Here is a 25,981-nt window from a genome sequence, read left to right on the forward strand (position 1 = left end):
TCATTAACGCGCCATGCCCGGAAATCTCATGACAAGGGAAACTTAACGTTACGGACCTTTACGCCGCCCGCGTGTCACGGACCCCGCACGGCAGGGCCGTACGCCGCCTCCCCACCACGAACCGGGCGAGATGTTTCATATCTCTTGTCCTGTATGTCCGGTTCATTTACTCTCTCCGGCATGGGACAGTGGCACGGCCCCGGCGGCATCCTGGTCGAGGCGATCATCCTCGATGATCGCCCGCTGTTGCGCGTCACCCACCAGGTCAACGGCAGAAGCTACCTGCGCGGCTACTGCGCCACCGTCGCCGAGCTCGGCGAGCACGGCGTCGACCTGGCCGACCTCGTGGAGAACGCGCCCCTTGACCATCTGTAGACCCCCGTCGGCCACTGCCGGCCCAGCGAAGGGGGTACGGCCTGCACCATGGTCCGGCTGCCTGCCTACAGGCCCATGCTGGCCCAGCTCGGCACCCTGACCGCCGTCCAGGGCCCGGGCTGGGCCGTGGAGATGAAGTGGGACGGCGTACGCGCGCTCGCCTACATCGAGGACGGCCACGTACGCCTGATGTCGCGCAACGCCAAGGACATCACCCCCGCCTACCCCGAACTGCAGCTCATGGGAGACGCCACCGGCCGGCGCGCGGCCGTCGTCGACGGGGAGATCGTCGCGTTCGACGAGGCGGGACGGCCCAGCTTCGAGGCGCTGCAACCCCGGATGCACCAGCGCAATCCGCGGATCGTGGCCGAATTGGCCAGAACGGTGCCGGTGACGTTCATGGCGTTCGACATCCTGCATCTCGGCGACCACGCCGTCATCGCGCGCCCGTACACCGAGCGCAGGGACCTGCTGGAGAGCACGCTCACGCCCGGCTACCGGTGGCAGGTGCCCGTCTGGTTCGCCGGCGGGGCCGCGCAGGCGGTCGACTCCTCCCGCCGCCTCGGGCTCGAAGGGGTCGTGTGCAAGCGGATGAACTCGCCGTACCGGCCGGGCCGGCGCAGCGCCGAGTGGACGAAGGTCAAGAACGTCAGCACCGCCGAGGTCGTGATCTGCGGGTGGAAACCGGGCGGCGGGCGGCGTTCCGGCACGTTCGGCTCGCTGCTGCTCGGCGCATACGACCCGCGCGGGCGGCTGCGGTTCGTGGGACACGTCGGCACCGGGTTCACCGAGGCCATGCTCCGCGACCTGCACGACCGCCTGACGCCGCTGGAGCGGCGTGATCCGCCGTTCGACGAGCCGCTGCCGCGCGAGGACGCCCGCGACGCGCGCTGGGTGGATCCACGGGTGGTCGGCGAGGTGCAGTACGCCGAGGTCACCGGCGACGGCAGGCTGCGCCACCCGTCCTGGCGCGGCCTGCGCCCCGACCGCGAGCCGTCCGAGGCCCGTACGGCCGGAATCGCTCCGCCGGGGACGGACGCGGCCGCGGGCTGACCGTGCGACAGGGAAACCCGCAAACTACACTTCGTTTACAAATAGTGACTTAGAGTGATCTGAGGTATCGACGTGTCCGGGAGGGGCGCTGTGCCGAAGACACTGGTCATCGTGGTGGCCACGCTGGCGTGGCTGTCCCTCGCGCCGGCCCCGCCCGCCGTCCGCACGGTCACCCCCATCCGGCCGCCCGCCCAGGCGCAGGCACGTTCCGGCGCCGTGTCGTCACCGCCCATGCGCCCGGAACACGCCGTGCGCTACTGGACCGCCGAACGGCAGGCCGCCGCCGACGCCGCCGGCCCGCCGGAGAGCTCCGCGGGAAAGCGCGGAGCACCACCGGCCGCACCACCGGCCCCACCACCGGCCCCACCACCGGCCCCACCACCGGTAGGGACGGCGAACCTAGCAGGGGCGCGGCGGCACAGCGTACCCGCGTCCAAGCGACTCACTCCGGGCAGCGACGCCAACGGGTACGCCCGCGTACGGCGGCCGTACACGAGCGCGGCCACCAGCCGGATCACCGGCAGGCTCTTCTTCGTCAACTCCGGCGGGCACGGCGACTCCTGCAGCGCCTCCGTCGTCCGCTCGGCCGCGGAAAAGCTCGTGGTCACCGCCGCCCACTGCGTCTACAGCGTTCCCGCGGGCGCCACGACCGGCCGCTGGCACCAGCGCTTCGCGTTCGTCCCCGCCTACGACGGGCGGGCGGCCACGGTGAAGAAGCGCGAGCCGTACGGGCGGTGGGGCGGCCGGCGAGCGTGGAAGCCCGACGGCTACACCGGCCTGACCGGCGGCGACTGGAACTCCGTCTACGACATCGCCCTCATCGAGGTCGGCACCCGCAAGCGCACCCTCCAGAAGGCCGTCGGCGCCTTCACCCCGATGCGCAGCCAGGGCGGCAGGCACACGATCGCCACCATGGGCTACCCCGGTGTGCTCGGCAGGCAGCCGTACGACGGCCGGGACCAGCTCTGGTGCCTCGGCCGCACCCACCAGGCCACCGGCATGGTCCTCGGCGCCACCCTGCCGGCCGCCCTGCCGGCCGCCCTGCCGGCCGCCCTGCCGGCCGCCCTGCCGGCCGCCCTGCCGGCCGCCCTGCCCGTCGCCCCGGCCGAAGCCCGCCGCTCCGCCACGACCTCGCGTCCGGGCCGGCTGGAGACGCACAACTGCCACCTGCACAAGGGCCACAGCGGCGGGCCGTGGCTCGTCCAGGGCACCAGAGACCTGGTCGGGGTGCTGTCGGCGGGCAAGGAGGACGGCTACGCCGCAGGGAACGCCGTCGCCAACGCGCTCAACGCCGAAGGCTACGGCGCCATCGTCCGCCAGGCCGATCCGCGAGGTGTGTACGACGCCCTGTCGGTCAAGCTCAGAGGGCCCGGACGACCGGTCAGGCGTGGCTCCCCCGTCACCGTCACGGCCACCGTCACGATGCGCGGCCTGATGGCCGCCGCCCAGGTCCCCGTCACGCTCACCCTGTCGGCCGGGGCGACCCTCACGGCGACCCGTGGCGCCACCTGCGTACGCGAACCCGCCAAGGCCTCCTGCACGATCGCCACGATCCACCCGCGCCGGCCGGTGCGCATCACGGCCACGATCGCCGTCGCCCGGGACGCCCGCACACCCCTGCACGTCGTCGGGCACGTGGCCTCGACCGCCCTCGACCCCTCGCAGAAGGACAACGCCGGCACCGTACGGCTCAAGACCCGGCCCTGAGGCGGCGCGCCGGGCGGGGCAGGTACGCCGGGTGGGGCGTCAGGTGGCGGGGTCGAGGGCGGGATCCTTGAGCGTGCGCGCCAGCAGCCAGGCCAGGACGGGGAACACGATCAGGCACGCCAGCGCCACCCGCAGCGTCGCCGCCTCCGCCACCGCGCCCACCAGCGGGCTGGCCAGGCCGCCGACGCTCACCGCCAGCCCCAGGGTCACGCCGCTGGCCGTGCCGACCCGGCTCGGCAGGAAATCCTGCCCCAGCGTCACATGCAGCGAGAACGGGGCGTACAGGGCGATCGACGAGGCGGCGACGAAGGCGTACGCGACCGGCCCTGGAACCAGAACCACGCCGGCGACGGCGGGGACCGCCAGCAGGTAGGCCAGGCCCATCGTGCGCACCCGGCCCCAGCGGGCCGCCAGCCGGCCGCCGAGCACCGTGCCCACCGCCCCGCCGGCGAACAACACGAACAGCGCCACCGCCCCGGCCGCCCCTCCCCCCATGTAGAGGGCCACGAAGGCGCTCAGCCCGACGTACACGACCGAGCGGAACACGATCACCAGCGTCAGCCGGGCGAACGACGGCCAGTCGTCCCGGCGGGAGACCGGCGCGGCCGCCCGCGCCACGGGACCGGCCCCTGACAGCGCCCGGATCGCCGGGAGCGTCATCACCGCCCCCAGCACCGCCGGCGCCGCGAGGAACGGCGACGCGCCGAGCCCCCACACCGCCAGCAGCGGCGTCACCAGTACGGGAGCACAGGCGAAGCCCAGCGTCCCGCCCAGCGAGAACCAGCTCATCCGGACGTGGCTGCCCTCGCTGGCGACCCTGGCCAGCCGCGCCGACTCCGGATGGTAGGCCGCCACGCCCAGCCCGGACAGCGCCACCGCCAGCCAGGTCAGCACATAGGAGTCCGTCACGCCGCCGAACGCCACCCCGGCGCCCGCGACCACCATGCTCACCGGGATCAGCCACGGCATCCGCCACCGGTCGGTCAGGACGCCGAAGAGCGGCTGCACGATCGACGACGACAACGTCGCGGCCAGCACGATGCCGGAGACGGCGACGTAGCCGTACCCGCGCCCGGCCACCAGGAAGGGCACGAGGGCGGGCACCGCGCCCTGGTAGAAGTCGACGGTCGCGTGGCCGGCGGCGAGCGAGGGGATCCTGTTCACGCTCCGATCCTGTACATGGCGAGACTGGCGCGCTTCCGATAAATTGCCAATCCATGTCGGAGATCCGCCACACGCCCGAGGCGCCCACCGGCCGGCGGCCCCTGGCCCCGGGCGCGGGCATCGACGCGCACCGGCACGACACCCACCAGATCGTGTACGCCTGCCGCGGCGTGCTCTCCGTCACCACCGGCTCGGGCATCTGGGTGGCGCCCGCCAGCCGGGCCATCTGGATCCCGGCCGGCACCGTCCACGAGCACCGCGCCCGCGGCGACACGGACCTGCGGCTGGTGGGGCTCTCCGACAACCCGCTCGGCCTCGACCGCCCCGCGGTGCTCGCGGTCGGCCCCCTGCTCCGCGAGCTGATCATCGCCTGCACCGGCGACGACGGCCCGGTCGGCGGCGAGCGGGAACGGCTGCGTGCCGTGCTGCTCGACCAGCTCAGGCGCGCACCCGAGCAGCCGCTGCACCTGCCCGCCGCCCGTGATCCCCGGCTGGCCGCCGTCTGTGAGGCCCTGCACCGCGACCCCGCCGACGGCCGGCCCCTGGCCCGGCTCGCCGTCCAGGCCGGCACCAGCGAGCGCACGCTGGCCCGGCTGTGCCGCCGCGAGCTCGGCATGAGCTTCCCCCAGTGGCGCACCCAGCTCCGGCTGCACCACGCGCTGCTGCTGCTCGCCGACGGCGTCTCCGTGACCGCCGTCGCCCACCGGTGCGGATGGGCCTCGGCGAGCGCCTTCATCGACGTGTTCAGGCGGGCGTTCGGGCACACCCCCGGCCGCGCCTTTACACTGTAGATTCGCTACAATCGGATGTCGTGAGTAGTTCGAAAGGCAAGGGCGGCACCCCGGCCACCGTGGCGCTGACCAAGGCCAAGACCGCGTTCACGCTCCACCCCTACGCACACGACGCCTCCGCGCAGGCCTACGGGGAGGAGGCCGCCGACGCGCTCGGCGTGCCGTACGAACGCATCTTCAAGACCCTGGTGGCGGAGGTCGAGAGCGGGCTCGCCGTGGCGGTCGTGCCGGTGTCGGGCAAGCTCGATCTCAAGGCGCTGGCCAGTGCCCTCGGCAGCAAGCGGGCGGCGATGGCCGACGCCGCCAAGGTGGAGCGGGTGACCGGCTACGTCGTCGGCGGCATCAGCCCGCTGGGCCAGCGCAAGCAACTTCCGACGGTGGTCGACTCCTCGGCCCTCGACTTCGAGACGATCTTCTTCTCGGCGGGCAGGCGCGGCCTGCAGATCGAGACCGCGCCCGACAACCTCGTCACGCTCACTCGTGCCGTCACGGCACCGATCGGCAAGACCGGCTGAGCGCTAGTTCCGCCGCCGGGGCCGGTCACGGTGGCGGCCGTCGTGCCGGTCCCGGCCCGGCAGCGTGACCTCCACCCGCCGCGGCCTGCGCCCGAGCAGCCACTCGAAGAGATGGCGGGGCCTGCGGGCGTGGCGGTCGCCGCGCCGGCCCTCACGCCGCTCCTCCTCGGCCAGCGCCTCCTTCAGACCCGGCGTGTGGCCGCCACCGAAGCGGGACATGTCCGGCCCCGGGAATCCGCGCGGCTCGACCTCGCGCAGCGCGGGCCGCATCGACTCCACCCAGATCGGCCCCGGCAGCGACGCCCCCTGCACCGAGCCGTAATAGCGGTCACCGATCCGCACGCCCGTCAGCGGGAACCGGTAGGACCCGCGGATGTCCCCGACACTGACCGCCCCGGCCAGCGCCGGCGTGTACCCGGCGAACCACGCCGAGGTGTAGCCGTTGTTGGTGCCCGTCTTGCCCGCCGCCGGGCGGCCGATGCCCTGGCCCCTCATCGTGCCCTCGGTGAACACCCCCTGCAGCACGTAGTTGACGGCGTCGGCGACCGGCCGCTCGATGACCTGCTCGCACGAGGGCGGCACGTGGGTGCGCCGGCCGTCCCTGCCGACGATCTCCACGATCGCCAGCGGCCGGCAGTAGCGGCCCCGCGCGGCGAACGTCGCGAACGACGCCGCCACCGTCACCGGGTCCATCTCGTTGACGCCCAGGGTGAACGTCGGCACCTCCTTCAGCGGCTCCCCGTCGGCCCTGACGACGCCGAGCGACCTGGCCGTCTTCACGACGTTGCAGAGGCCGACCTTGCGCTCCAGCATCATGAAGAAGATGTTCACCGACTTCCAGGTGCCCGTCTCGATGCTGTGCGGGCCGCCCTCCCCCTCGCCGCTGGCGTTGAGGATGCGCGTGTTCGGGTCGTTCACGGGCCGGCCGGCGCAGTCGCGGTAACCCTGCCCTGGCACCAGCGCCCCCGGCGTCTTGAAGCCGTCGCCGAACCGCCACCCCTGCTTGAGCGCCGTGGCCAGCGTGTAGGCCTTGAACGTGGAACCGGCCTGGAACCCCTGGCCGCCGCCGTGCGCCGTGTCGGCGGGCAGGTTGAAGGTGGTCTTGGGGCCGTTCTTGCGGTTGCCGGGGTTGCGGCCGAACCGCTTGCTGGCGGCCATCGCCCTGATCCGCCCCGTGCGCGGCTCCACCATGGCCTCGGCGGCCACCTCGGTGTCCTCCGGCGACACGTACCGGCGGATGGCCTGCTCGGCGGCGTGCTGCGCGATCGGGTCGAGACTCGTCCTGATCACCAGCCCTCCCCTGGCCATGCGCCTGCGCCGCTCGGTGGGGGTGTTGCCGAAGACAGGGTTCGACAGCAGCTCGCGCTGCACGTACAGGCAGAAGAACGGATACGCGCTCTGCGCGCAGCCGCCGGGCTCCGGGCGCAGCCGCAGACCCAGCGGCGCGTTCTTGGCGTCGGTCGCCTGCCGCTGCGTGATCAGCTTCAGCCCGGCCATCCGGTCGAGCACGAGGTCGCGCCGAGCCTTCAACCGCGCCCGGTGCTCCCCTCCGAGCGAAGGATCGGTCGAGTACGGCATCCGCACCGCGCCCGCCAGCGTGGCCGCCTCTGTCAGGGTCAGCCTGGAGGCCGAGGTGGAGAAGAAGCGCCTGGCCGCCGCCTCCACGCCGTGCGCGCCGGCGCCGAAGTAGGCGATGTTCAGGTAGCGCTCGAGGATCTCGTCCTTGCGGTACTTCTCCTCCAGCGCCAGCGCCAGCCGCAGCTCGGTGATCTTTCGCGCCAGGTTGGGTGCGCGCGCCTTGTCGCGTTCCGCCTCCGTCCGCGCGCCCTCGACCAGGATGTTCTTGACCAGCTGCTGGGTCAGGGACGAGCCGCCCTGCCGGATGCCGCCCGCCTGGGTGTTGGTGAGCAGCGCCCGCAACGTGCCCCTGACGTCGAGCCCGCCGTGCTCGTAGAAGCGGGCGTCCTCGATGGCCACGATCGCCTGGCGCATCACCGGGGCGACCGCGCCGAGCCCGACGTTCGTCCTGTTGGCCTCGTAGAACTGGGCGAACTGGCGGCCGTCCTTGTCCAGCAGCCTGGTCACCTGCGCGAGCGGCTCCTCATGCGGAGCGGGCGGCAGGTCGAGGAACGTGTTCGCGACGTTCTTGGCGGCCATGCCACTCCCGCTGACGGCGGGCACGGCCAGTGCCGCCGTCAGCACTCCACCGAGCGCTCCCGCCAGTCCGAGCGCACCGACGGATCTGAGTACGGTCACTTAGACGATCTGCAACGCCCGGATCGACGGCAAACGCCCGCCCGTGATCCTTTACCGTTTCCTGCGGATGTCCAGACCCAGGGACGCGAACTGCTCGAACGGCCGGTGATAGCCCCGCTCGATGTGGTGCACGCCGCGCAGCGTGGAGGGCCCGTCGGCCACCGCGGCCGCCAGCACCGCCGAGAAGCCCGCCCTGATGTCGGGCAGCGTCACATCCGCGCCCTTGAGCTGGGACACGCCGCGCACGACGGCCGAGTGGCGGGCGTTGGTGTCGTGGTAGCGGCAGGCGGGCCCGCCCAGGCACTGGTCGAACACCTCGATCTCGCAGCCCATCCTTTGCAGCGCGGGCACGTACACCAGGCGGTTCTCGAAGACCGTCTCGTGCAGCACCGACATGCCCTGGCTCTGCGTGAACAGCACCATCAGCGGCGTCTGCCAGTCGGTCATGAAGCCGGGATGGGTGTCGGTCTGCACGGCGGCCGCGCGCAGCCCCTCGGGCGGCGCGGTCGCGCACAGGTACTCGTCGTTGATGTCGAACTGCGCGCCCATCCTGGCCAGCGTGGTGATCGCGGTGACCAGGCGATCCTGCGGGCAGCCGTGCACCCGCACCTCACCCTGCGTGATCAGGCCCGCCGCCAGGTACGAGAACGCCTCGATGCGGTCGCCGTTCAGCCACGTGGACGCGCCGCGCAGCCGTTCGACGCCCTCGATGACGATCCTGCGGTCGGGCGAGAGCTCGATCCTCGCCCCCATCCGCTGCAGGAACAGCGCCAGCTCCACCACCTCGGGCTCCATCGCGGCGTTCTTCAGCACCGTCTTGCCCTCGGCCAGCACCGCGGACATCAGCACCGTCTCCGTGGCGCCCACGCTCGGGTAGGGCAGCTCGATCCGGGTGCCGTTGAGCCGCTTGGCCTTGGCGAAGATGCCGGCGTCGCCCACCTCCACCTCGGCGCCCATCGCGCGCAGGGCCTCCACGTGGAAGTTCACCGGCCGCCGCCCGATCGGATCGCCGCCGACCAGCGGCACGAACGCCTCCCCCGCCAGGTGCAGCAGCGGGCCCAGCATGAGGATGGGGATGCGGTTCAGGCCGGTGAACGCGTCGGGCACCCGCGGCTCGATCTCGGGCCCCTGCGCGATCCTGATCTCCGTACGAGAGATCTCCACATCGATGCCGAGCGCCCGCAGCATGGCCGCCGTGATTTCGACCTCGCCCACCTCGGGCGCGTTATGGATGCTGCTCTCGCCGCTGCCCAGCATGGCGGCGACCATGTGCTTGGACACGCCGTTCTTGGAACCGCGCACCTCGACGTCTCCCCGGAGCGGACCGGAGGGCTCTATCAGCCAGACCTCTTCTGCAATCACGAAGTGAGCCTAACCGGGGGATACCATCAAGCTGATTCGGACGCACATGTGAAGGGGAGTGGCGTGACGAGGGAAGTACGCGCTTTTGCGGTAACTGTCCTCACACTCGCTGCTCTCGGGGTGGCCGCGGGGCTGCTCTGGTCAGGCGTTTCCCCACGGGCCCCGTACACCGTCACGGAGGGTGGCGAATCCGTGCTGGCCGATCCGTCCACGCAGGCCCTGATCGCGGCGGACGGCTGGTTCGCGGTGATCACGGGCGGGCTGGGACTGCTCTGCGGCGGGGTGGCATGGTTCGCGGCCCGCCGGTTCATGCTGCCGGTGCTGCTCGGGCTCGGCGTGGGTGGGGCGCTGGGGGCGCTGCTGACGTTGTGGGCCGGGTCGACGTTCACCATCGGAGCCGTCATGGTCGAGGCCGCCGTGTTGCCCGATGTCAAAGTCGTCCCGGGGGCGCTGGCGCTGACCGCCCCTGGCGTACTCGTGTTCTGGCCGCTGCTCGCGGTGGGGCTGTTCGGGCTGCTCGAGGGCATGCACGGATACCAGGAGTCGCCGCTGCGGCACCCGTACGGCGACCTGCCCTGAGACCGGCGGGCACCGGTCACCCGCGCCACGGCGGCCAGGCCGTTGCGCGGACCCTTCACCACGGCGGACGTTGCTGAGCCGCCCGGCACATCGGCAGGCGGCTCCGGCCGCGGTGAGGAGCCCGCCCCTCAGAGCGGGGGGCGGCGACGGCCGTGGCCGGTGGCCCGCTCGAAGGCGCGGGCGACCCGCAGGACCCGGGCGTCCTCGAACGGCCGTGCGACGATCTGCACCCCCACCGGCAGGCCGTCCGTCGTGAACCCGGCCGGCACGGACGCCGCCGGCGCGTGAAGGACGCTGATCCAGTAGGCGGAGCGCATCCACGCGAGATAGTCGGGAAGCCGCTCGCCGTTGATCTCGCTGACGTGGGGCTGCTCGATGGGGAACGGCGGCACCTGGCTGACCGGCGCGATCAGCACGTCGTAGGTGTCGAAGAAGGCGGCCATGCGCTGGTAGAGGCGGCTGCGGGCACGCTCGGCCGCCGCCAGGGCGGCCCCGGTGACCTCACGGCCCCGCTCGACGTTCCAGGCGGTGTTGGGCCCGAGGCCGCTCAGGTCGCCGAAGGACAGCGCGTAGTTCCACGCCCGGTAGGTCCTGAACGCCTCCTCCGCGCCGGAGAGGTCGAGCTCCACCTCCTCGACCCTGGCTCCCAGCCGTTCGAACACGGCCGGGGCCGTCGCGGTCACCGCCGCCGTGCGCGGGTCGACCGGCAACCCACCCAGGTCGGGGCTCCACGCCACCCGCAGGCCCGCCACGCCCTCCTCCGGCTCCGGAGTGAAGCCCTCCCTGATCGAGTAGGGGGAACGGCGGTCGAACCCGGCGATGGCCGAGAACATCAGCGTGAGGTCGTCGACCGTCCTGGCCATGGGCCCCTGGACGGACAGCGTGTACCAGGCGGCGGTGTCGGACACGGCGGGCACCCGGCCGGGGGTGGGGCGCAGGCCGACGACGTTGCAGAACGAGGCGGGGTTGCGCAGCGAGCCGCCCATGTCGGACCCGTCGGCCAGCGGAACCATGCCGGTGGCCAGGGCGGCGGCGGCCCCACCGCTGCTGCCTCCGGCGGACTTGGACAGGTCGTAGGGGTTTCTGGTGGCACCGAACACCTCGTTGACGGTGTGCGAGCCGGTGCCGAACTCCGGGGTGTTGGTCTTGCCGACGGTGATGGCGCCGGCGGCGCGCAGCCGCTCGACGACCAGGTCGTCCTCGGCCGGCACGTGGTCGGCGAACAACGGCGAGCCGTAGGTGGTGCGGATGCCCGCGGTGTCGACGAGGTCCTTGTGCGCGACGGGCAACCCGTGCAGCGGGCCTTTCGGCTCGGCCGCGTCGGCCGCCCTGGCCGCCTCGATCGCCTGGTCGGCGACCAGGGTGACGATGGCGTTGACGTGCGGGTTGACCTGCTCGATGCGGTCGAGGCAGGCCTGGAGGACCTCCACGGCGCTCACCTGCCTGGTCCTGATCAGGTGGGCCAGCTCGGTCGCGGTCAGGTAGTGCAGTTCGCTCACCCTGCGATCCTGCCCCATGGGCGGCCGCGAGACGACGGCAAGGGTCGCCGGAGTCAGGCGGCCAGACCCTCCTCCTGCCGCCGTCGCCCGGCCAGGAGGATCACGCCGCCGGCGGCGGCGAGCGCGCAGGTGATGATCACGAGCTGCACACCGAACGCGACCTCCTGAACCGGCAGCACCCGGTTGCCGATGTGCAGGCCGAAGTGCACGCCGACCGCCATCCACACCGTTCCCGTACGCGCCCGCGCCGCCCCGCAGGCGAAGCCGAGCGCGATCGCCTGGACCACGTAGAGCAGGCGCTCGGCGACGGTGTCCGCCGGGCTCTGCGAGATGATGTGCAACGCGCCGAACACCACGGAGGTCACCGCCAGCACCGCCACCGGCGACAACCGGTCCGACAGGGTGTCGAACAGGTGCCCGCGCCACAACAGCTCCTCCGGGAAGGCCTGGCCGAGCAGGGCGAGGACGATCCCGAGCGGCAGGTACGGCAGCGCCGGCCGTACCACGTCCCAAGGCACCCACGCGGCCACGCCGAGCGCCACCGACACCAGGCTCGACACGGCCACCGCGAGCGCGCCCGCCACCACGCCTGCGAGAAGGTGCGGCACCGCCGTCCGCGGCCGCGCGAGTCCCACGCCGCGCCACGGGCGGCGGTGCAGGAAGCGGCGGACCAGATAGATCAGCACGAACGCCGCCAGCGTGATCCCGGCCGTGCCGAGCAGCCGGTAGAGGGGATGATCGGAGTCCAGCAGCAGGGTCACAGGGAGGGTGCCGCCGAACACCTGCGCGAACATGATGGCGACGGCGACCAGCACCGCCCAGACGGGATGGATGGCTCTCATGGGAGGCCACGCTAGGAACGCGGGCGAGGCGCGCACATCGGGCCGCGGACCGAATCGGCCATGACCATGGTCATGGGCCTTCAGGAGGATCCCCCGCCCGCGCGGGATACTAGGGTCGCGGTCATGCAGTCCCGTCTGGCCCGGCTGCGCGATCCCGATCGGCCGGTCCTGTTCAGTGCCGTGTTCTGGCTGGTGCTCGCGGGCACCGCCGTGACCGGATACCTCGCCCATCCGGGGACGATCGCCGCGCTCGTGCCGTTCGGCGTCAACCTGACGGTGGTGACCGGGTCGTGGCTCCTGCTGCCGTGGCGGCGGGCCAGCGGGTGGCGGCGGCCGCTGGGCGTCGTTTTCCTGGTGGCGACGATCATGCTGGGGATCACCGGCTCGGCCGAGGTTCACATGCTCCTGACGCTCATCGGCATCGCGAACGTGGCATTCGTGCACGGCATGCGGATCGCCTGGATGATCATCGGCGGCATGGCCGGCGCCCTGTTCCTCACGATCGTGCTGCTCTTCGGGTACGGAGTGGAGAACGCCGTCGCCCAGACCGTGCCGTTCATCGTGTTCGCCGTGTTCGTGCTGGGCCTGACGTCGGCCGTGCTGGAGGCCCGCCGCAGGCGGGCGGAGGCACAGCGGCTGGCCGCTCGGGTCCGGGAGCTCACGGTCGCCGAGGAGCGGGCGCGGATGGCCGCGGACATGCACGACTCCATCGGCCACCACCTGACGGTGATCAAGATGAGCCTGGAGAACGCCGAACGCTTCCGATCCCGCCGGCCCGAGTCGGCCTGGGAGGAGGTGCGGCAGGCCAAGGAGACGACCGTGACGGCGCTGACCGACGCCCGCCGCTGGGTCAGGGCGCTACGCCCGCTCGCGCTCGAAGGGCAGATCAGCGGCGCGGCGCTGGAGCGGCTCGCGGCCTCGTTCGACGGCACAGGGCTGGCGGTGTCGTTCGAGGTGGCGGGCGGGGAGGCGCCGCTGGATCCGGACGTGGAGCTGGTCCTCTACCGCGTGCTGCAGGAGTCCCTGACCAACGCCGTCCGGCACGCGAGCGCCCGGCACGTGAGCGGCAGGCTGGCCTTCGAGGACGAGCGGGTGGTGCTGGTGGTCGCCGACGACGGCCGTGGCCGCGTTCGTGACGCGCGCGGCGGCTTCGGCCTGCGCTCGCTCGCCGAACGCGCCCGCACAGTGGGCGGCGTCCTGACCGCCGGCAACCGCCAGGGCGGCGGCTTCGAGGTACGCGCGGAACTCCCCGTCCCGCCCGCCGGAGGCACCGCCTGGGACCCTGCCCGCGAACCTGACCGGAACCCTGCCGAAGACGTGGAGGCGGCGCGATGAGCACGATCCGGGTGCTGCTGGCCGACGACCAGGAGCTGATCCGGCGGGCGCTGCGCAAGATGCTGGAGATCGAGGACGGCATCGAGGTGGCCTGCGAGGCGGCCGACGGCGAGGAGGCGCTACGCGTGGCCGGCGAGTGCCGGCCGGACGTGGCGCTGGTGGACGCTCGCATGCCGAGGATGGACGGCGTCGAGCTCATCGCGAGGCTGTCCGCCCGGCATCCCGGCGTGGCCGCCATCGTGCTCAGCACCTTCGACGAGGACGACTACATCTTCGGCGCCCTGCGCGGCGGGGCCGTCGGCTACCTGCTCAAGGACTGTACTCCGGAGGAACTGGTGGACGGCATCCACCGGGCCGCGCGCGGGGAGACGGTGCTCGGCGCGTCCGTCGCCGGACGCCTCGTGGCCGAGATCCGCCGCCGCCCGCCCGCGCCGCGTCCCCGAGATGAGGGCCTGTCCGCCAGGGAGGCCGAGGTGGCCGGGCTGATCGCCGAGGGGGCAACGAACCGGGAGATCGCGGCGCGGCTGCTCGTCACGGAGGGCACGGTGAAGAACCACGTCTCAAGCCTGCTTCGCAAGTTCGCCCTCCCTGACCGGACCCGCCTCGCCCTCCACCTCAGGGACGTTCACCCACCCCGCCCCTGACACCCCGCCTCTGGCACCCCGCCCACCGGCACCACGCCCTGTCCGAGCCTCAGGGCAGCGCCCCGCGGAGTGGTGCACGCGGACGGCCCACGGGGCGCGCGTCACGGCGGCCCGCCACGCGCACCCGGTGAGCGTCACCCTGGACGGGGCCCGGCCGCGTGCACAGGGTGGGCCCTCCCGCGCGAAGCCGTAAAAAGGAAAAGGAGGGATCGGTCAGGCGCCCAGGCAGGCCGGGCCGAGCAGCTCTTTCAGGTCGCCCATCAGGGCGGGGGACGGGGTCACGCGGAGGCGGTCGTCGACGCGCATCACTGTCGTCTTGGGCCCGTTGTGCACCTGCAGGTGCACCTCGGACGTGCCCGGATGCGTCGCCAGGATCTCCTTCAGCCGCCCCACCACCGGGGGTGTGCAGCGGGTCACGGGCAGGCTCACCAGTAGCGGCCCGCCCGCCTCCTGGCTCAGGTCGGGGGCAGTCACCTCCATGGCGATGATCTTCGCGACATCCTCGCGCTTGTCGATGCGCCCCTTGACGAACACGATGGCGTCCTCGGCCAGGATCGTCGAGCAGAGCTGGTAGGCCGACGGGAAGATCATCACCTCGATGGAGCCCGCGAGGTCCTCCAGCTGGGTCAGCACCCAGGTGTCGCCCTTCTTGGTGACCTTGCGCTGCACCCCGCTCAGGATGCCGCCCACGGTCACCACCTGCCCGTCGGAGCGGCTTTCGTCCTGGACTGCGGCGATCGAGCAGTCGGCTCCCGCCGCGAGAATGTGCTCGACGCCGAACAGCGGGTGGTCCGACACGTAGAGGCCGAGCATCTCGCGTTCGAACTGCAGGAGCGTGGTCTTGTCCCACTCCCCCAGCGGGATCTGCACGTCGAAGGTCTGGTCCTCGCCGCCCTCGATCGCCCCGAACAGGGAGTCCTGGCCGATGGCTTCGTTCTTCTTGATGTCGATGATCGCGTCGACGGCTTGTTCGTGCACCATGACCAGGCCCTTGCGCACGTGGCCGAGCGAGTCGAACGCGCCCGCCTTGATCAGCGATTCGATGACCCGCTTGTTGCAGACGATGGCCGGCACCTTGCGCAGGAAGTCCTTGAAGTCGGCGAAGCGGCCCTTCTCCCTGCGGGCGATGATGATGCCGTCGACGACGTTGGCGCCGACATTGCGGATGGCCGACAGACCGAAACGGATGTCGGTGCCGCGCGGGGTGAAGTCGAAGTCGGAGTCGTTGACGTCCGGCGGGAACACCTTGATGCCCATGCGGCGGCACTCGTTGAGGTAGAGGGCCGACTTGTCCTTGTCGTCCTTCACCGAGGACAGCAGCGCGGCCATGTAGGCGGCCGGGTAGTTGGCCTTGAGGTAGGCGGTCCAGTAGGCGACGAGGCCGTAGCCGGCGGTGTGGGCCTTGTTGAAGGCGTAGTCGGAGAACGGCAGCAGGATGTCCCAGAGCGCCTTGATGGCCGCGGCGGAGAAGCCGTTGTCCTGCATGCCCTTCTCGAAGGTCACGAACTGCTTGTCCAGCTCGGCCTTCTTCTTCTTGCCCATCGCCCGCCGCAGCAGGTCGGCGCCGCCCAGCGAGTAGCCGGCGACCTTCTGGGCGATGGCCATGACCTGTTCCTGATAGACGATCAGGCCGTAGGTCGTGTCGAGGATCTCCTTCAGCGGCTCTTCGAGCTCGGGGTGGATCGGGGTGATCTCCTGCTGGCCGCTCTTGCGCAGCGCGTAGTTGGTGTGGGAGTTGGCGCCCATCGGGCCGGGCCGGTAGAGCGCGAGGGCGGCGGAGATGTCCTCGAAGTTGTCGGGGCGCATGAGCCGCATCAGCGAGCGCATGCCGCCGCCGTCGAGCTGGAAGATGCCCAGCGTGTCGCCCCGCGCCAGGAGTTCGTAGGCCCTGCGGTCGTCGAGCGGCAGCTCGAGCAGGTCGATCTTCTCGCCGCTGGTCGACTCGATCATCTTCAGGCAGTCGTCGATGATCGTGAGGTTGCGCAGGCCCAGGAAGTCCATCTTCAGCAGGCCGAGCGTCTCGCAGGTCGGATAGTCGAACTGCGTGATGATCGCGCCGTCGGAGTCGCGGCGCATGATCGGGATGTAGTCGGTCAGCACCTCGGCCGACATGATCACGCCGGCGGCGTGCACACCGGTCTGCCTGATCAGGCCCTCCAGGCCCTTGCCGAGGTCCATCGTCGCCTTGACGTCGACGTCTTCCTCGTAGAGCTTGCGCAGCTCGCCGGCCTCGGCGTAGCGCGGGTGGTCCTTGTCGAAGATGCCCGACAGCGGGATGTCCTTGCCCATGACGGCCGGCGGGAACGCCTTGGAGACGCGGTCGCCGAGCGCGTAGGGGTAGCCCAGGACGCGGCCGGCGTCCTTGATGGCGGCCTTCGCCTTGATGGTGCCGAACGTGGCGATCATGGCGACCTTGTCGGCGCCCCACTTCTCGGTCACGTAGCGGATCACGTCACCGCGCCTGCGCTCGTCGAAGTCGATGTCGACGTCGGGCATCGACACGCGCTCGGGGTTGAGGAACCGCTCGAAGATCAGGCCGTGCGGGATGGGGTCGAGGTCGGTGATGCCCAGCGCGTACGCCACCAGCGAGCCGGCCGCGGACCCACGGCCGGGACCGACGCGGATGCCGTTGTGCTTCGCCCACATGATGAAGTCGGCGACCACGAGGAAGTAGCTCGGGAACCCCATCTGGATGATGACGCCCAGCTCCTTCTCGGCCCAGGCGCGGTGCTCCTCGTCGACGCCCCCGGGGAAACGCCGCTCAAGGCCCTTCCACACCTCCTGGCGGAAGTATTGTTCCTCGGTCATCCCCTCCGGGACGGGGTAGGTCGGCATGAGGTTCTTGAACTCGAAGAACCCGGTCGGGTCGACCTTCTCGGCGACCAGCAGCGTGTTGCGGCAACCCTCGGCCCACAGGTCGGAGGAGTCGACCGCGCGCATCTCGTCGGCGGTCTTGATGTAGTAGCCGCTGCCGTCGAAGCGGAACCGGTCGGGGTCGGACAGCTGCTTGCCGGTCTGGATGCACAGGAGGGCGTCGTGGGAGGCGGCGTCGGACTCGTAGGTGTAGTGGGAGTCGTTGGTGACCAGAGGCGGGATGCCGAGCTCTTTGCTGATCCTGGTCAGGCCGTCACGGACCCGGCGCTCGATGTCGAGGCCGTGGTCCATGATCTCCAGGTAGAAGTTGTCCCTGCCGAAGATCTCCTGGAACTTCGCGGCCGCCTTGAGCGCCTCGTCGTACTGGCCGAGCCGCAGCCTCGTCTGCACCTCGCCCGACGGGCACCCCGTGGTGGCCATCAGGCCGTCGGCGTGCTCGGCGAGGATCTCGGCGTCCATCCGCGCCCACTTGCGGACGAACCCCTCGGTGTAGGCGCGCGACGACAACCGCATCAGGTTGTGCAGACCCGCCTTGTTGCGCGCCCAGATCGTCATGTGGGTGTAGTAGCCGCCCGCCGAGACGTCGTCCCGCTTCTGGTGCGGCTCGCCCCACAACACGGGCTTCTTGTTGTGGCGCAGCTCGGGCGCGACGTAGGCCTCGATGCCGATGACCGGCTTGATGCCGGCGCCGGTGGCCTGCTTGTAGAAGTCGTAGGCGCCGTGCATGTTGCCGTGGTCGGTGATCGCGATCGCCGGCATGCCCAGGTCGCCGACCTGTTTGAACATCTGCTTGAGGCGGGCGGCCCCGTCCAGCATCGAATATTCGGTGTGCACGTGCAGATGGACGAACGAGTCGCTGGACGACATGGAGCGACGCCTCCTGACCTCGACGGGTTGTGCGATCCGACTTTAGTGGGCCCGGCCGACACTCCGGGGCCTTCGCCCGCCGCCGCGTCGCAGCTGGACGCCGCCGCCAGGACATCGGGCCGCGCGGGGCGCCCGGATGGATCACCGGCTGGGTAGGCTCGATGGCGCATGCTGCAGTGATCGTTCTGGGAGGACACGCTGGACGAGGCGAAGCGGAGGATCGCCCAGACCGTCGCCGCGGCCGCAATCGGCGTCGCCCTGGCCCTGGCCTGCCTGCCGCTGGGCGTCTTCGAGAAGCTGGCCTGCGCCATGCTGGACACGGGTTGTACCACCACCCAGGAGCCGCCAGGCCTGCTGCCGCAGGTGACGCGGCTGACGCCCGTGGAGGTGGCGCGGAGCGGCGCGTACGTCGCGCTCGGCGACTCCTACTCCTCCGGGGAGGGCGTCTACGACCTGGACGAGCGGCCGGTCAACGACGGCGCCGACCGCTGCCACCGCGCGACGGGCTCGTACGTGCCGCTCGTGGCCAGGGCCTACCGGTTCGGCGGCGGCACCGCCTTCTACGCCTGCAGCGGCGCCACCACGACCGACCTGTTATCGGGCCAGCACGGCCGGCAACCCCAGGTCAGCCGCGTCAGCCCGGCGACCAGCCTGGTGACGCTCAGCATCGGCGGCAACGACGCCGGTTTCACCAAGGTGCTCACGGGCTGCATCGTCAAGCTGCCCGGCTCGTCGGCCTGCGTCGAGCAGGAGGCCGCCGTCGGGCGCCGCATCGAGGAGCTGCGCTCCAGCGTCCTCACGGTCCTCAGAGAGCTGCGCGTACGCGCGCCGGGAGCCCGCGTCATCGTCCTCGGCTACCCGCGCCCGTTCCCGGCGAACCCGGTGCGCACCGTCGACAACCTCAGCCCGCAGGACCAGCGGTGGCTCAACAGCATGACGCGCCGCCTCAACGACACGGTGGGCACGGTGGCCGCCGGCTTCGACCGCATGCTCGCCGCATTCGAGGCGCCGGGCAGCGTGGAGTACGTGGACGCCTACGACGCCTTCACCGGACACGAGGTGGGACGGCCCGAGCCGTATCTCAACGGGTTGCACGTGGACATGGGCGAACTCGCGGTCAACGCCCGCAGCTATCACCCGACGGGCGCCGGCTACCGCCGCTTCGCCGACCTCATCACCCGCCAGATCGCCAAGGGTCCCGGCCGGCCCATGCACAACGTCCGCCTCACGACCCCCTGACCCGTCACTCCGGCGCCTGCGCGCTCAGCGGCGGGCGCGTTCCTCGGCCAGGTGGAGGCCCGCCTCGATGACGGCGTTCATGATGGGAGCGAGCCGCGGCTCCCCCAGCGACGGCGCGCGCGACGCCATGCGTTTCACGAGGGCGCGCTCCCGGTCGAGGTCGCGCCCGGCGAAGCCGCCGACGGGCTTGATCCGCTGCACGATGCCCGCCAGCTCGGCTCTGCGCTCCAGCAGCGTCGCCAGCGCGGCGTCCACCCGGTCGATCGCGTCCCTGCACTCCGGCAGCGTGGCGGGCGCCTCAGGACGGAGCAGGGCGCCCACGACGGTCACGGCCTCTTCGGCCACCCGCAGCGCCGCCTCCTGGTCGGCTTCGGGGATCGCCCCGGGGTCCGCCATGACGCCCGGCAGTCCGATTCCGTCCGCCGCCGCGAACTCCCGAGCCACGACGCCCGCGTAACCGGGCCTCCTGCCCCCCGCGGGGTCATTCTTGCCCGCCTGCCCATGACCAGCCATCCCGCCGTGCCCGGCGCCGGCCGCACCCCCGTGCCCGCCAGAACCCGTCCCGCCGTTGCCGGACCCGGCCGCGCCCCCGTGCCCTGCGGAGTCCGTCCCACCGTTCCGGGAACCGGCTCCCCCGGCGCCGCCGGGCCGCGTGGAAGCGTGGGCGCGGTTGCCGGAGGAGGCGGCCGGGTCGCCCGCGCTCTGAGAGGGCGCGGGGAGAAGGAGGCCGTCGGCGCCGGCGGCGACCGCTGCGGCGGCTAGCCCGACATTTCGGGAAACGTCGGCGAGCACCGGCCTCCCGGACGCCACCCGCGCGGCCCGCATCGACCCCAGATCCAGCGAAGGCCCCTCGCAGAGGATCACCTGCCCGTCCCCCTCGGCCGCGCAGTAGTCGGCCAGCCCCAGCCACTCCTCCAGAGTCCCCGCAGCCCGCCGCTCCACCACGACCGGCAGGCCCAGCCCGGCCGCCGCCCGCACCAGCGGGATGTCGCGCGTCCACGACGAGCCCACCACCACCGCGCCGGCGAGCGCGGCGATCGCCGGCAGGTCGGCCGCCGAGAGCGGCTCCACCAGCAGCGGAGCCGACCGCGCGGCCCTCTCCCGCAGCACGTCGTACGCGTCCGCCCGCCCGTGGCGCTCCCGCAGGCTCACCCGGCCGTCGATCACCACGGCGGGCCCCTCGCCCACGAGCAGCCCGCCCACCGCCACCGCGTGCCGTTCCAAGGTCGATGACATCTCGATCCCTCGCTCAGGCCGGCTCTCCGGAACCGGCAGGAAAACCAAAAAGGCAGAGACGGGGCGTCTCTGCCTCTGCCGACTCCAGGTGGTCGCTAGCCGCCGACCGGCCCTCCTGGAGCCGGCTCGATAAACGCGTAGCGACAAGTCATGTCTGAAACCTTACACCCATGCCTCCACCTGCTGGACAATGCTTCTCACATGGCGGACTGACCCTCCGGCGAGTCGCCGTTGATCCCTGCCTATGGGAGTATTTCTTGGCCTAGAGGAGGGTTTGAGGCCGTTGATGTCGGATCGCAAGCAGGACGGACGCCGCATCGCCGGCCGCTACCAGCTGCAGGAACCCATCGGCAAGGGCGGAATGGGCATCGTCTGGCGTGCCTACGACGAGCTTCTCGACCGCACGGTCGCGGTCAAGGAGGTCAGGTACGCCGCCGCCCTGGGCGATGAGGTGCAGCTACTGAACCGGCGCACCATGCGCGAGGCAAGAGCGGCGGCGAGATTCGAGCATCCCAACGTGATCGTCGTGCACGACGTGATCGAGGAGGATGACAGGCCCTGGATCGTCATGCAGCTCGTCCAGTCACGTTCGCTGGGCACGGTGATCAAGCAGGACGGGCCGCTGCCGCCCAAGCGGGTGGCCGAGATCGGCCTGGCCGTGCTCGACGCGCTGCACCGCGCCCACGAGGCGGGCGTGCTGCACCGCGACGTCAAGCCGGAGAACGTGCTGCTCGCCGACGACGGCAGGGTCGTGCTGACCGACTTCGGCATCGCCACGCTGGAGACGGAGACGCAGCTGACCGTGACGGGGCTGGCCGGCACCCCGGCGTTCATCGCGCCCGAACGGCTCAAGGGGCTGCCCGCGCGGCGCGAGTCGGACCTGTGGTCCCTGGGCGCCACGCTGTACACGGCCGTGGAGGGCCGCTCCCCGCACGAGCGGGGAATGGCGCTGGCCACGATGCACGCCGTGCTCACCGACGAGCCCGATCCCATGCCGCACGCCGGCCCGCTCGCCGAGGTGATCAGCGGGCTGCTGGTGAAGGAGCCGGTGCAGCGGCTCACGTACGAGGAGACGCAGCGACTGCTGCGCGCCGCCATCGCGCAGGCGAGTCCGCCGCCGACGGCGCAGTTCCCCGCCGCCCAGCCGCTCGAGGTGCCCCCTCCGGCCAGCACACCGGCCAAGGCGCGCAAGGTCCCGTTCCCGCCCGTGTCGGCGAGCAGGCCGCGGCGGGCGCCCGCTCCGGCCGTGGACGAAACCCCGACCGACCCGGCTCTGGCGGCCGCCGCGGCGGCCAAGGCCGTCCCGGAGACCGGCGCCCGGATCTCCCCGCTGACGGAGGAGCCCCGGCCGGCGTCGGAGCCGACGGTGGACGCGGCGAGGCCGGGCCAGGTGCGGGCCGGGATCGTCGTCGCGGCCGCCGCGGCGGTCGTTCTCGTCGCCGGCGTGGGCGGCTACCTCGGCCTGAACTCGGTCCCCGACGACCAGGCGGCGGGCGGGCCGGTCTCCTCCGCGCCCGCGACGCCCGCGCAGGCGTCGCCGAGCGCCTCCGCGAGCACCTCTCGGTCGGAAAGCCCGTCCGGGGATCCCTCCCCGAGCCCCAGCGACAGCCCGACCCCGGAGCCCACCGAGACGGCGAACGCGCTGCCCGACGGGTGGAAGATGTACAAGGACAAGGAACTGGGCTTCTCCATCGGGTTACCCAAGGGCTGGGACGTATGGGACCGCGGCGGCAGACAGGTCAAGTTCAAGGGGCCGGGCGCGGCGTCCAACGCCTACCTGATGATCGAAGAGGCGGCCAAGCCGGGCAGTGACCCGTACAAGGACTGGAAGAAGCAGGAGCCGCACCTCAAGCACAACTTCGGTGGCTACAAGAAGATCGACATCGAAAAGGTCGACACCGAGAAGTTCGGCTACATGAAGGCCGCGGCCGACTGGGACTTCACCTGGAACACCAACACGGGCAAGACCCGCGTGCGCAACCGGGGCTTCGTCACCACCAACGGACGGGCGTACGCGATCTACTGGCACACCCTGAACAGCCACTGGAAGGCCGACTACGACTTCTTCGAAGGGTTCTGCGCGACATTCAAACCGGCGAAGTAGGCTTCCCCGCGTGGCAAGGCAGGTCAGCAACCGGTACCACCTCCTCGAGCCTCTCGGCGAGGGCGGGATGGGCGTGGTCTGGCGGGCCTACGACCAACTGCTCGACCGCAAGGTCGCGATCAAGGAGGTCCGCTACTCCGGCGTCGGCGACGCCCGGCGGGCCGAGCTCACCCGCAGGACCATCAGGGAGGCCAGGGCGGCGGGCCGCCTCGACCACCCGTCGGTGATCGTCATCCACGACGTCGTCGAGGAGGACGGCCGCCCGTGGATCGTCATGCAGCTGGTGCCCTCCCGCTCGCTGGCGGAGGTGATCCGCGAGAGCGGTCCGCTGCGCGTGGGGCAGGTCGCGGTGATCGGCGGCCGGGTGCTCGGCGCCCTGCGGGCCGCGCACGCGACGGGGGTGCTGCACCGCGACGTGAAGCCGGAGAACGTGCTGCTGGCCGACGACGGCAGAGTGGTGCTCACCGACTTCGGCATCGCCTCGATGGAGGCGGAGGCAGGGCTGACGGCGACCGGCAACGTGGTGGGCACGCCCGCCTACATGCCTCCCGAGCGGCTGAACGGCGATCCGGCCGGGCCCGGGTCCGACCTGTGGTCGCTGGGGGCGACGCTCTACGCGGCCGTCGAGGGCGAGCCGCCGTTCAAGCGCGACTCGTGGGCCGCGACGGTGGCGGCGGTGCTGCGTGACGAGCCCGAGCCGCCGACGCGGGCCGGGGCGCTGGAGCCGGTCATCATGGGGCTGCTGCGCCGGAACCCTGCCGCCAGGATGGCCGCGGAAGAGGCCGCCAGGCTCCTGTACGACGTCGCCGGCGCACCCGACCGGCCGGCGACGGCCACCGGCCCCGCGGCGCCAGGCCGGGCGGGCGGCACGGCCGAGGCCCCCGGCCCGCCGGACGACGACCGCGCGGCGACCGGCGACCGGTTTCCCACCGGCGACCGGCGGCCCACGGAAACCGGCCGGCGCGAGCGTCCCAGGACCTGGTGGATCGCGGTGCCCGCGGCGGTGATCGGGATGGCACTGCTCGGCACGGCGGGCGTGCTGCTGACCGACGGATGGACGGCGACCCCCACGACCGGCACCACGACCGGCTCGACAGGCGGCGAGCCCACCGCGACGCCCACGCCCACTGAGCCGACCACGGGGCCGACCACGGGGCCGACCACAGGGCCGACCACAGGGCCGACCACAGGGCCGGCCACTGAGCCCGACCCCACGAGAGCGCCGGTGCCGGAGGGCTGGCGGACCTACACGAGCGCCGCGGGCCGCTTCTCGATCGCCCTGCCCCGGCAGTGGAGGGCCGAGAAGCACGCCACCAGGGACAGCGTCTCCTTCTCCCGCCCCGGCGCCTCCGGCACGATGATCGTCGAGTGGACCGTCCCCGACATCCCGTGGGACGACCCGCGCGAGCACTGGATCGGCCTGGAGAAGGAGATCCTGGCGAAGAAGCTGTTCAAGGGCTACGAGCGCATCCGCATCACGCCCACGAGGTTCCTCGGCCGCGAGGCCGCCGACTGGGAATTCACCCGGGAGCGCGACGGTTCCACCATTCACGTGCTCAACCGCGGTTTCCACACCGCGGAAGGCCGCCCGTACGCTCTCTACTGGGAGACCACCCAGTCGCGCTGGCAGCGCGACCGGCACTACTTCGCGGCGTTCGCGAAGACGTTCAGACCCGAATGACCATGCCCGAATGACCATGCCCGAATGACCATGAAGGAACAGGCACACTTCTGGCGGCACCCGGCGGTGCCGGAGACCGACCTGCTCAAAGCCCGCTACGTCACCCACCGTTTCTCCCGGCACGTGCACGACGGCTACGCCATCGGCGTCATCGTGGGCGGCGTCGAGGAGTTCCACTACCGTGGCACCCTGCACCGGGCGGGCACGGGCGAGCTGGTGCTGGTCAACCCCGACTCGGTGCACACTGGGCAGGCCGGCGTGCCCGGCGGGTGGGCGTACCGCATGCTCTATCCGTCGATCGACGCGCTGGCCTCGATCGCCGCCGAGCTGGGCGCCCCCTACGCGACGCCGCACTTCCCGGAGCAGGTGGTGCGCGACGACGAGGTGGCGGCCCTGCTCGGGCGGGCGCACCAGGCGGCCGAGCGGGGCGACGCGCTGGCCGCCTCGACGTTGAGCCGCACGCTGTTCGCCCGGCTGGTGACGCGCCACGCCGCGCCCAGGCCGGCCGCGGCCCTGCCCGCCGAGGGCAGGCGGGCCGTGCGGGAGGCGCTCGACCTGCTCCACGGCAGCCTCGTCGACCCGCCGACGCTCGACGATCTCGCCGGCGCGGTGGGGGCACGGCCGTTCGCACTGCTGCGGGCGTTCAAGGCCGCGACGGGCATGCCGCCGCACGCCTACCTCACCTCGCTCCGGGTACGCCAGGCGCGCCGGCTGCTGCTGTCCGGGGTACGCCCCGCGCAGGTGGCGGCCGAGGTGGGCTTCACCGACCAGGCTCACCTCAACCGGCATTTCAAGCGTGTCGTGGGCGTACCTCCCGCCGCCTACCAGCGCGCCGCAGGAACGTACAAGACCGGCGCTTGACCCCACGTCTAGCCTCGGCGGCATGGAACAGACAACACACCGTTCCGCCGCCGTGCGGGACGGCTTCGGCGTGGGCCTGGCCGTGGGGCTGTCCGGGCTCGCCTTCGGCGCCGCGGCGGTCACCGCGGGCCTGAGCGTGCCGCAGGCGTGCGTGCTGAGCCTGCTGACGTTCACCGGCGCCTCGCAGTTCGCGCTGACGGGCGCGGTGGGCGCGGGCGGCGACCTGGTGGCCGCCACCCTCGGCGCGCTGCTGCTCGGCGGCCGCAACACCCTGTACGGCCTGCGCCTGGCCGACCTGCTGCGGGTACGCGGGCCGCGCCGGCTGGTCGCCGCGCACGGCGTGATCGACGAGACCGCGGCCGTCTCCCTGGCCCAGCCGACCCCGGAGGCGGCGCGCACCGGCTTCGCGACCACGTTCGCCAGCCTCTACGTCACGTGGAACCTCACCACCCTGGCGGGCGCGTACGGCACGTCGTTCCTCGGTGACCCTGACATGGTGGGCCTGGACGTGGTGGGCCCGGCCGCGTTCCTGGCCATCCTGTGGCCCCGTCTGGCGAAGAGCGCCGAGCTGCGCCTGCTGGCCGGGGCGGGCGCGGCGATCGCCCTGTGCGCGACCCCGTTCCTGCCGCCGGGCGTCCCCGTGCTGCTGTCGGCCGCGGCGGTTCTGGTGGTGATGGCCCGATGACGTTGTGGTGGGCCATCGCCGCGCTCTGCGCCGGCTGCTACGCGCTCAAGCTGGCCGGGCTGGCCGCGCCGCAGCGGGTGCTGGAGCATCCGGTGGTGAGCAGGTTCGCCGAGCTGGTGCCGGTGGCGCTGCTGGCGGCGCTGATCGCGGTGCAGATGTTCACCGAGGAGGGCGGGCTGCGGTTCGACCCGGCCCGTACGGCGGGTCTCGGCGCGGCGGTGATCGCCCTGCTGCTGCGTGCCCCGTTTCTGGTGGTTCTGGCGTCCGCGGCGGTCATTACCGCGCTTGTCCGGATTTTTACTGGGTAGTCGC

21 protein-coding genes are annotated in these 25,981 nt (G+C 72.0%); 14 read left to right on the forward strand and 7 right to left on the reverse strand.

What is annotated here, in order from left to right; all coding sequences use genetic code 11:
- Positions 1-180 precede the first annotated feature (180 nt).
- The 3 genes from ABGB01_RS05665 (at position 181) to ABGB01_RS05675 (ending at position 3,135) form a co-directional block, all read left to right on the forward strand.
- Entirely contained in the window at positions 181-375 is a 195-nt protein-coding gene (locus ABGB01_RS05665) for a hypothetical protein (protein WP_347770977.1), read from the forward strand.
- A 48-nt stretch (positions 376-423) separates the two neighbouring features.
- A complete protein-coding gene (ligD, locus tag ABGB01_RS05670; protein WP_347770979.1) occupies positions 424-1,428 on the forward strand; it encodes a non-homologous end-joining DNA ligase in 1,005 nt (334 codons plus the stop codon).
- 90 nt (positions 1,429-1,518) lie between these two features.
- Complete coding sequence (locus ABGB01_RS05675; RefSeq protein WP_347770981.1) at positions 1,519-3,135, forward strand: hypothetical protein; 1,617 nt, start codon at positions 1,519-1,521, stop codon at positions 3,133-3,135.
- A gap of 39 nt (positions 3,136-3,174) precedes the next feature.
- Here the strand turns inward: ABGB01_RS05675 and ABGB01_RS05680 are convergent, their stop codons facing one another.
- Positions 3,175-4,299, reverse strand: coding sequence for an MFS transporter (locus ABGB01_RS05680; RefSeq protein WP_347770983.1), 1,125 nt, complete (start codon positions 4,297-4,299; stop codon positions 3,175-3,177).
- Between the two features lie 53 nt (positions 4,300-4,352).
- On the opposite strand from ABGB01_RS05680, the gene ABGB01_RS05685 reads away from it, so the two are divergent.
- Complete coding sequence (locus tag ABGB01_RS05685; RefSeq protein WP_347770985.1) at positions 4,353-5,090, forward strand: helix-turn-helix transcriptional regulator; 738 nt, start codon at positions 4,353-4,355, stop codon at positions 5,088-5,090.
- 20 nt (positions 5,091-5,110) lie between these two features.
- Positions 5,111-5,605: a Cys-tRNA(Pro) deacylase gene (ybaK, locus tag ABGB01_RS05690; protein WP_347770987.1), complete on the forward strand. Its 495-nt coding sequence runs from the start codon at positions 5,111-5,113 to the stop codon at positions 5,603-5,605.
- A gap of 3 nt (positions 5,606-5,608) precedes the next feature.
- Here the strand turns inward: ybaK and ABGB01_RS05695 are convergent, their stop codons facing one another.
- Entirely contained in the window at positions 5,609-7,861 is a 2,253-nt protein-coding gene (locus tag ABGB01_RS05695; protein WP_347770989.1) for a transglycosylase domain-containing protein, read from the reverse strand.
- 51 nt (positions 7,862-7,912) lie between these two features.
- Entirely contained in the window at positions 7,913-9,223 is a 1,311-nt protein-coding gene (murA, locus tag ABGB01_RS05700) for a UDP-N-acetylglucosamine 1-carboxyvinyltransferase (protein ID WP_347621526.1), read from the reverse strand.
- 192 nt (positions 9,224-9,415) lie between these two features.
- Here murA and ABGB01_RS05705 point away from each other — a divergent pair, with 192 nt between their 5' ends.
- Entirely contained in the window at positions 9,416-9,802 is a 387-nt protein-coding gene (locus tag ABGB01_RS05705) for a hypothetical protein (RefSeq protein ID WP_347770991.1), read from the forward strand.
- 128 nt (positions 9,803-9,930) lie between these two features.
- Here the strand turns inward: ABGB01_RS05705 and ABGB01_RS05710 are convergent, their stop codons facing one another.
- Both ABGB01_RS05710 and ABGB01_RS05715 read right to left on the reverse strand, forming a co-directional pair.
- The gene (locus ABGB01_RS05710) at positions 9,931-11,301 is read right to left on the reverse strand and encodes an amidase (protein ID WP_347770993.1); all 1,371 of its coding nucleotides are present in this window, start codon (positions 11,299-11,301) and stop codon (positions 9,931-9,933) included.
- Between the two features lie 53 nt (positions 11,302-11,354).
- Positions 11,355-12,143 carry a type II CAAX endopeptidase family protein gene (locus ABGB01_RS05715; RefSeq protein WP_347770995.1) on the reverse strand — a complete coding sequence of 263 codons (789 nt, stop codon included), beginning with the start codon at positions 12,141-12,143 and terminating at the stop codon, positions 11,355-11,357.
- Positions 12,144-12,266: 123 nt separating this feature from the next.
- On the opposite strand from ABGB01_RS05715, the gene ABGB01_RS05720 reads away from it, so the two are divergent.
- Together ABGB01_RS05720 and ABGB01_RS05725 are read left to right on the forward strand one after the other, a co-directional pair.
- Positions 12,267-13,478: a sensor histidine kinase gene (locus ABGB01_RS05720; RefSeq protein ID WP_347770997.1), complete on the forward strand. Its 1,212-nt coding sequence runs from the start codon at positions 12,267-12,269 to the stop codon at positions 13,476-13,478.
- Positions 13,475-14,122: a response regulator transcription factor gene (locus ABGB01_RS05725; RefSeq protein ID WP_347770999.1), complete on the forward strand. Its 648-nt coding sequence runs from the start codon at positions 13,475-13,477 to the stop codon at positions 14,120-14,122. The genes ABGB01_RS05720 and ABGB01_RS05725 overlap by 4 nt, the downstream gene beginning before the upstream one ends.
- A 213-nt stretch (positions 14,123-14,335) precedes the next feature.
- On the opposite strand, the gene dnaE is transcribed toward ABGB01_RS05725, so the two are convergent.
- Positions 14,336-17,863: a DNA polymerase III subunit alpha gene (dnaE, locus tag ABGB01_RS05730; protein WP_347771001.1), complete on the reverse strand. Its 3,528-nt coding sequence runs from the start codon at positions 17,861-17,863 to the stop codon at positions 14,336-14,338.
- Positions 17,864-18,172: 309 nt separating this feature from the next.
- On the opposite strand from dnaE, the gene ABGB01_RS05735 reads away from it, so the two are divergent.
- The gene (locus tag ABGB01_RS05735) at positions 18,173-19,102 is read left to right on the forward strand and encodes an SGNH/GDSL hydrolase family protein (RefSeq protein WP_347771003.1); all 930 of its coding nucleotides are present in this window, start codon (positions 18,173-18,175) and stop codon (positions 19,100-19,102) included.
- A gap of 24 nt (positions 19,103-19,126) precedes the next feature.
- Here the strand turns inward: ABGB01_RS05735 and ABGB01_RS05740 are convergent, their stop codons facing one another.
- Complete coding sequence (locus ABGB01_RS05740) at positions 19,127-19,423, reverse strand: chorismate mutase (protein WP_347771260.1); 297 nt, start codon at positions 19,421-19,423, stop codon at positions 19,127-19,129.
- Positions 19,424-20,624: 1,201 nt separating this feature from the next.
- On the opposite strand from ABGB01_RS05740, the gene ABGB01_RS05745 reads away from it, so the two are divergent.
- The 5 genes from ABGB01_RS05745 to ABGB01_RS05765 are packed head-to-tail and all read left to right on the forward strand — an operon-like array spanning position 20,625 to position 25,977.
- Positions 20,625-22,442, forward strand: a complete 1,818-nt coding sequence (locus ABGB01_RS05745) for a protein kinase (RefSeq protein ID WP_347771005.1) — start codon at positions 20,625-20,627, stop codon at positions 22,440-22,442.
- A 10-nt stretch (positions 22,443-22,452) separates the two neighbouring features.
- Positions 22,453-24,123, forward strand: a complete 1,671-nt coding sequence (locus ABGB01_RS05750) for a serine/threonine-protein kinase (protein WP_347771007.1) — start codon at positions 22,453-22,455, stop codon at positions 24,121-24,123.
- A 24-nt stretch (positions 24,124-24,147) separates the two neighbouring features.
- Positions 24,148-24,984, forward strand: a complete 837-nt coding sequence (locus tag ABGB01_RS05755) for an AraC family transcriptional regulator (RefSeq protein ID WP_347771009.1) — start codon at positions 24,148-24,150, stop codon at positions 24,982-24,984.
- 22 nt (positions 24,985-25,006) lie between these two features.
- Entirely contained in the window at positions 25,007-25,669 is a 663-nt protein-coding gene (locus ABGB01_RS05760; RefSeq protein WP_347621537.1) for an AzlC family ABC transporter permease, read from the forward strand.
- The gene (locus ABGB01_RS05765; protein WP_347771012.1) at positions 25,666-25,977 is read left to right on the forward strand and encodes an AzlD domain-containing protein; all 312 of its coding nucleotides are present in this window, start codon (positions 25,666-25,668) and stop codon (positions 25,975-25,977) included. Before ABGB01_RS05760 ends, ABGB01_RS05765 begins: the two co-directional genes overlap by 4 nt.
- The last annotated feature ends 4 nt before the right edge of the window (positions 25,978-25,981 follow it).

Origin of the sequence: Nonomuraea sp. B5E05 (assembly GCF_039880665.1) — a bacterium.
GTDB lineage: Bacteria > Actinomycetota > Actinomycetes > Streptosporangiales > Streptosporangiaceae > Nonomuraea.

Bases quoted from the DNA above. Each gene is read 5' to 3' on its own strand.
- ABGB01_RS05685 (WP_347770985.1), top strand. From the start codon at position 4,353: ATGTCGGAGATCCGCCACACGCCCGAGGCGCCCACCGGCCGGCGGCCC.
- ABGB01_RS05725 (WP_347770999.1), top strand. From the start codon at position 13,475: ATGAGCACGATCCGGGTGCTGCTGGCCGACGACCAGGAGCTGATCCGG.
- ABGB01_RS05735 (WP_347771003.1), top strand. From the start codon at position 18,173: ATGCTGGACACGGGTTGTACCACCACCCAGGAGCCGCCAGGCCTGCTG.
- ABGB01_RS05760 (WP_347621537.1), top strand. From the start codon at position 25,007: ATGGAACAGACAACACACCGTTCCGCCGCCGTGCGGGACGGCTTCGGC.
- ligD (WP_347770979.1), top strand. From the start codon at position 424: ATGGTCCGGCTGCCTGCCTACAGGCCCATGCTGGCCCAGCTCGGCACC.
- ABGB01_RS05715 (WP_347770995.1), bottom strand. From the start codon at position 12,143: ATGAGAGCCATCCATCCCGTCTGGGCGGTGCTGGTCGCCGTCGCCATC.
- dnaE (WP_347771001.1), bottom strand. From the start codon at position 17,863: ATGTCGTCCAGCGACTCGTTCGTCCATCTGCACGTGCACACCGAATAT.
- ABGB01_RS05755 (WP_347771009.1), top strand. From the start codon at position 24,148: ATGACCATGAAGGAACAGGCACACTTCTGGCGGCACCCGGCGGTGCCG.
- ABGB01_RS05765 (WP_347771012.1), top strand. From the start codon at position 25,666: ATGACGTTGTGGTGGGCCATCGCCGCGCTCTGCGCCGGCTGCTACGCG.
- ABGB01_RS05745 (WP_347771005.1), top strand. From the start codon at position 20,625: ATGTCGGATCGCAAGCAGGACGGACGCCGCATCGCCGGCCGCTACCAG.
- ABGB01_RS05665 (WP_347770977.1), top strand. From the start codon at position 181: ATGGGACAGTGGCACGGCCCCGGCGGCATCCTGGTCGAGGCGATCATC.
- ABGB01_RS05720 (WP_347770997.1), top strand. From the start codon at position 12,267: ATGCAGTCCCGTCTGGCCCGGCTGCGCGATCCCGATCGGCCGGTCCTG.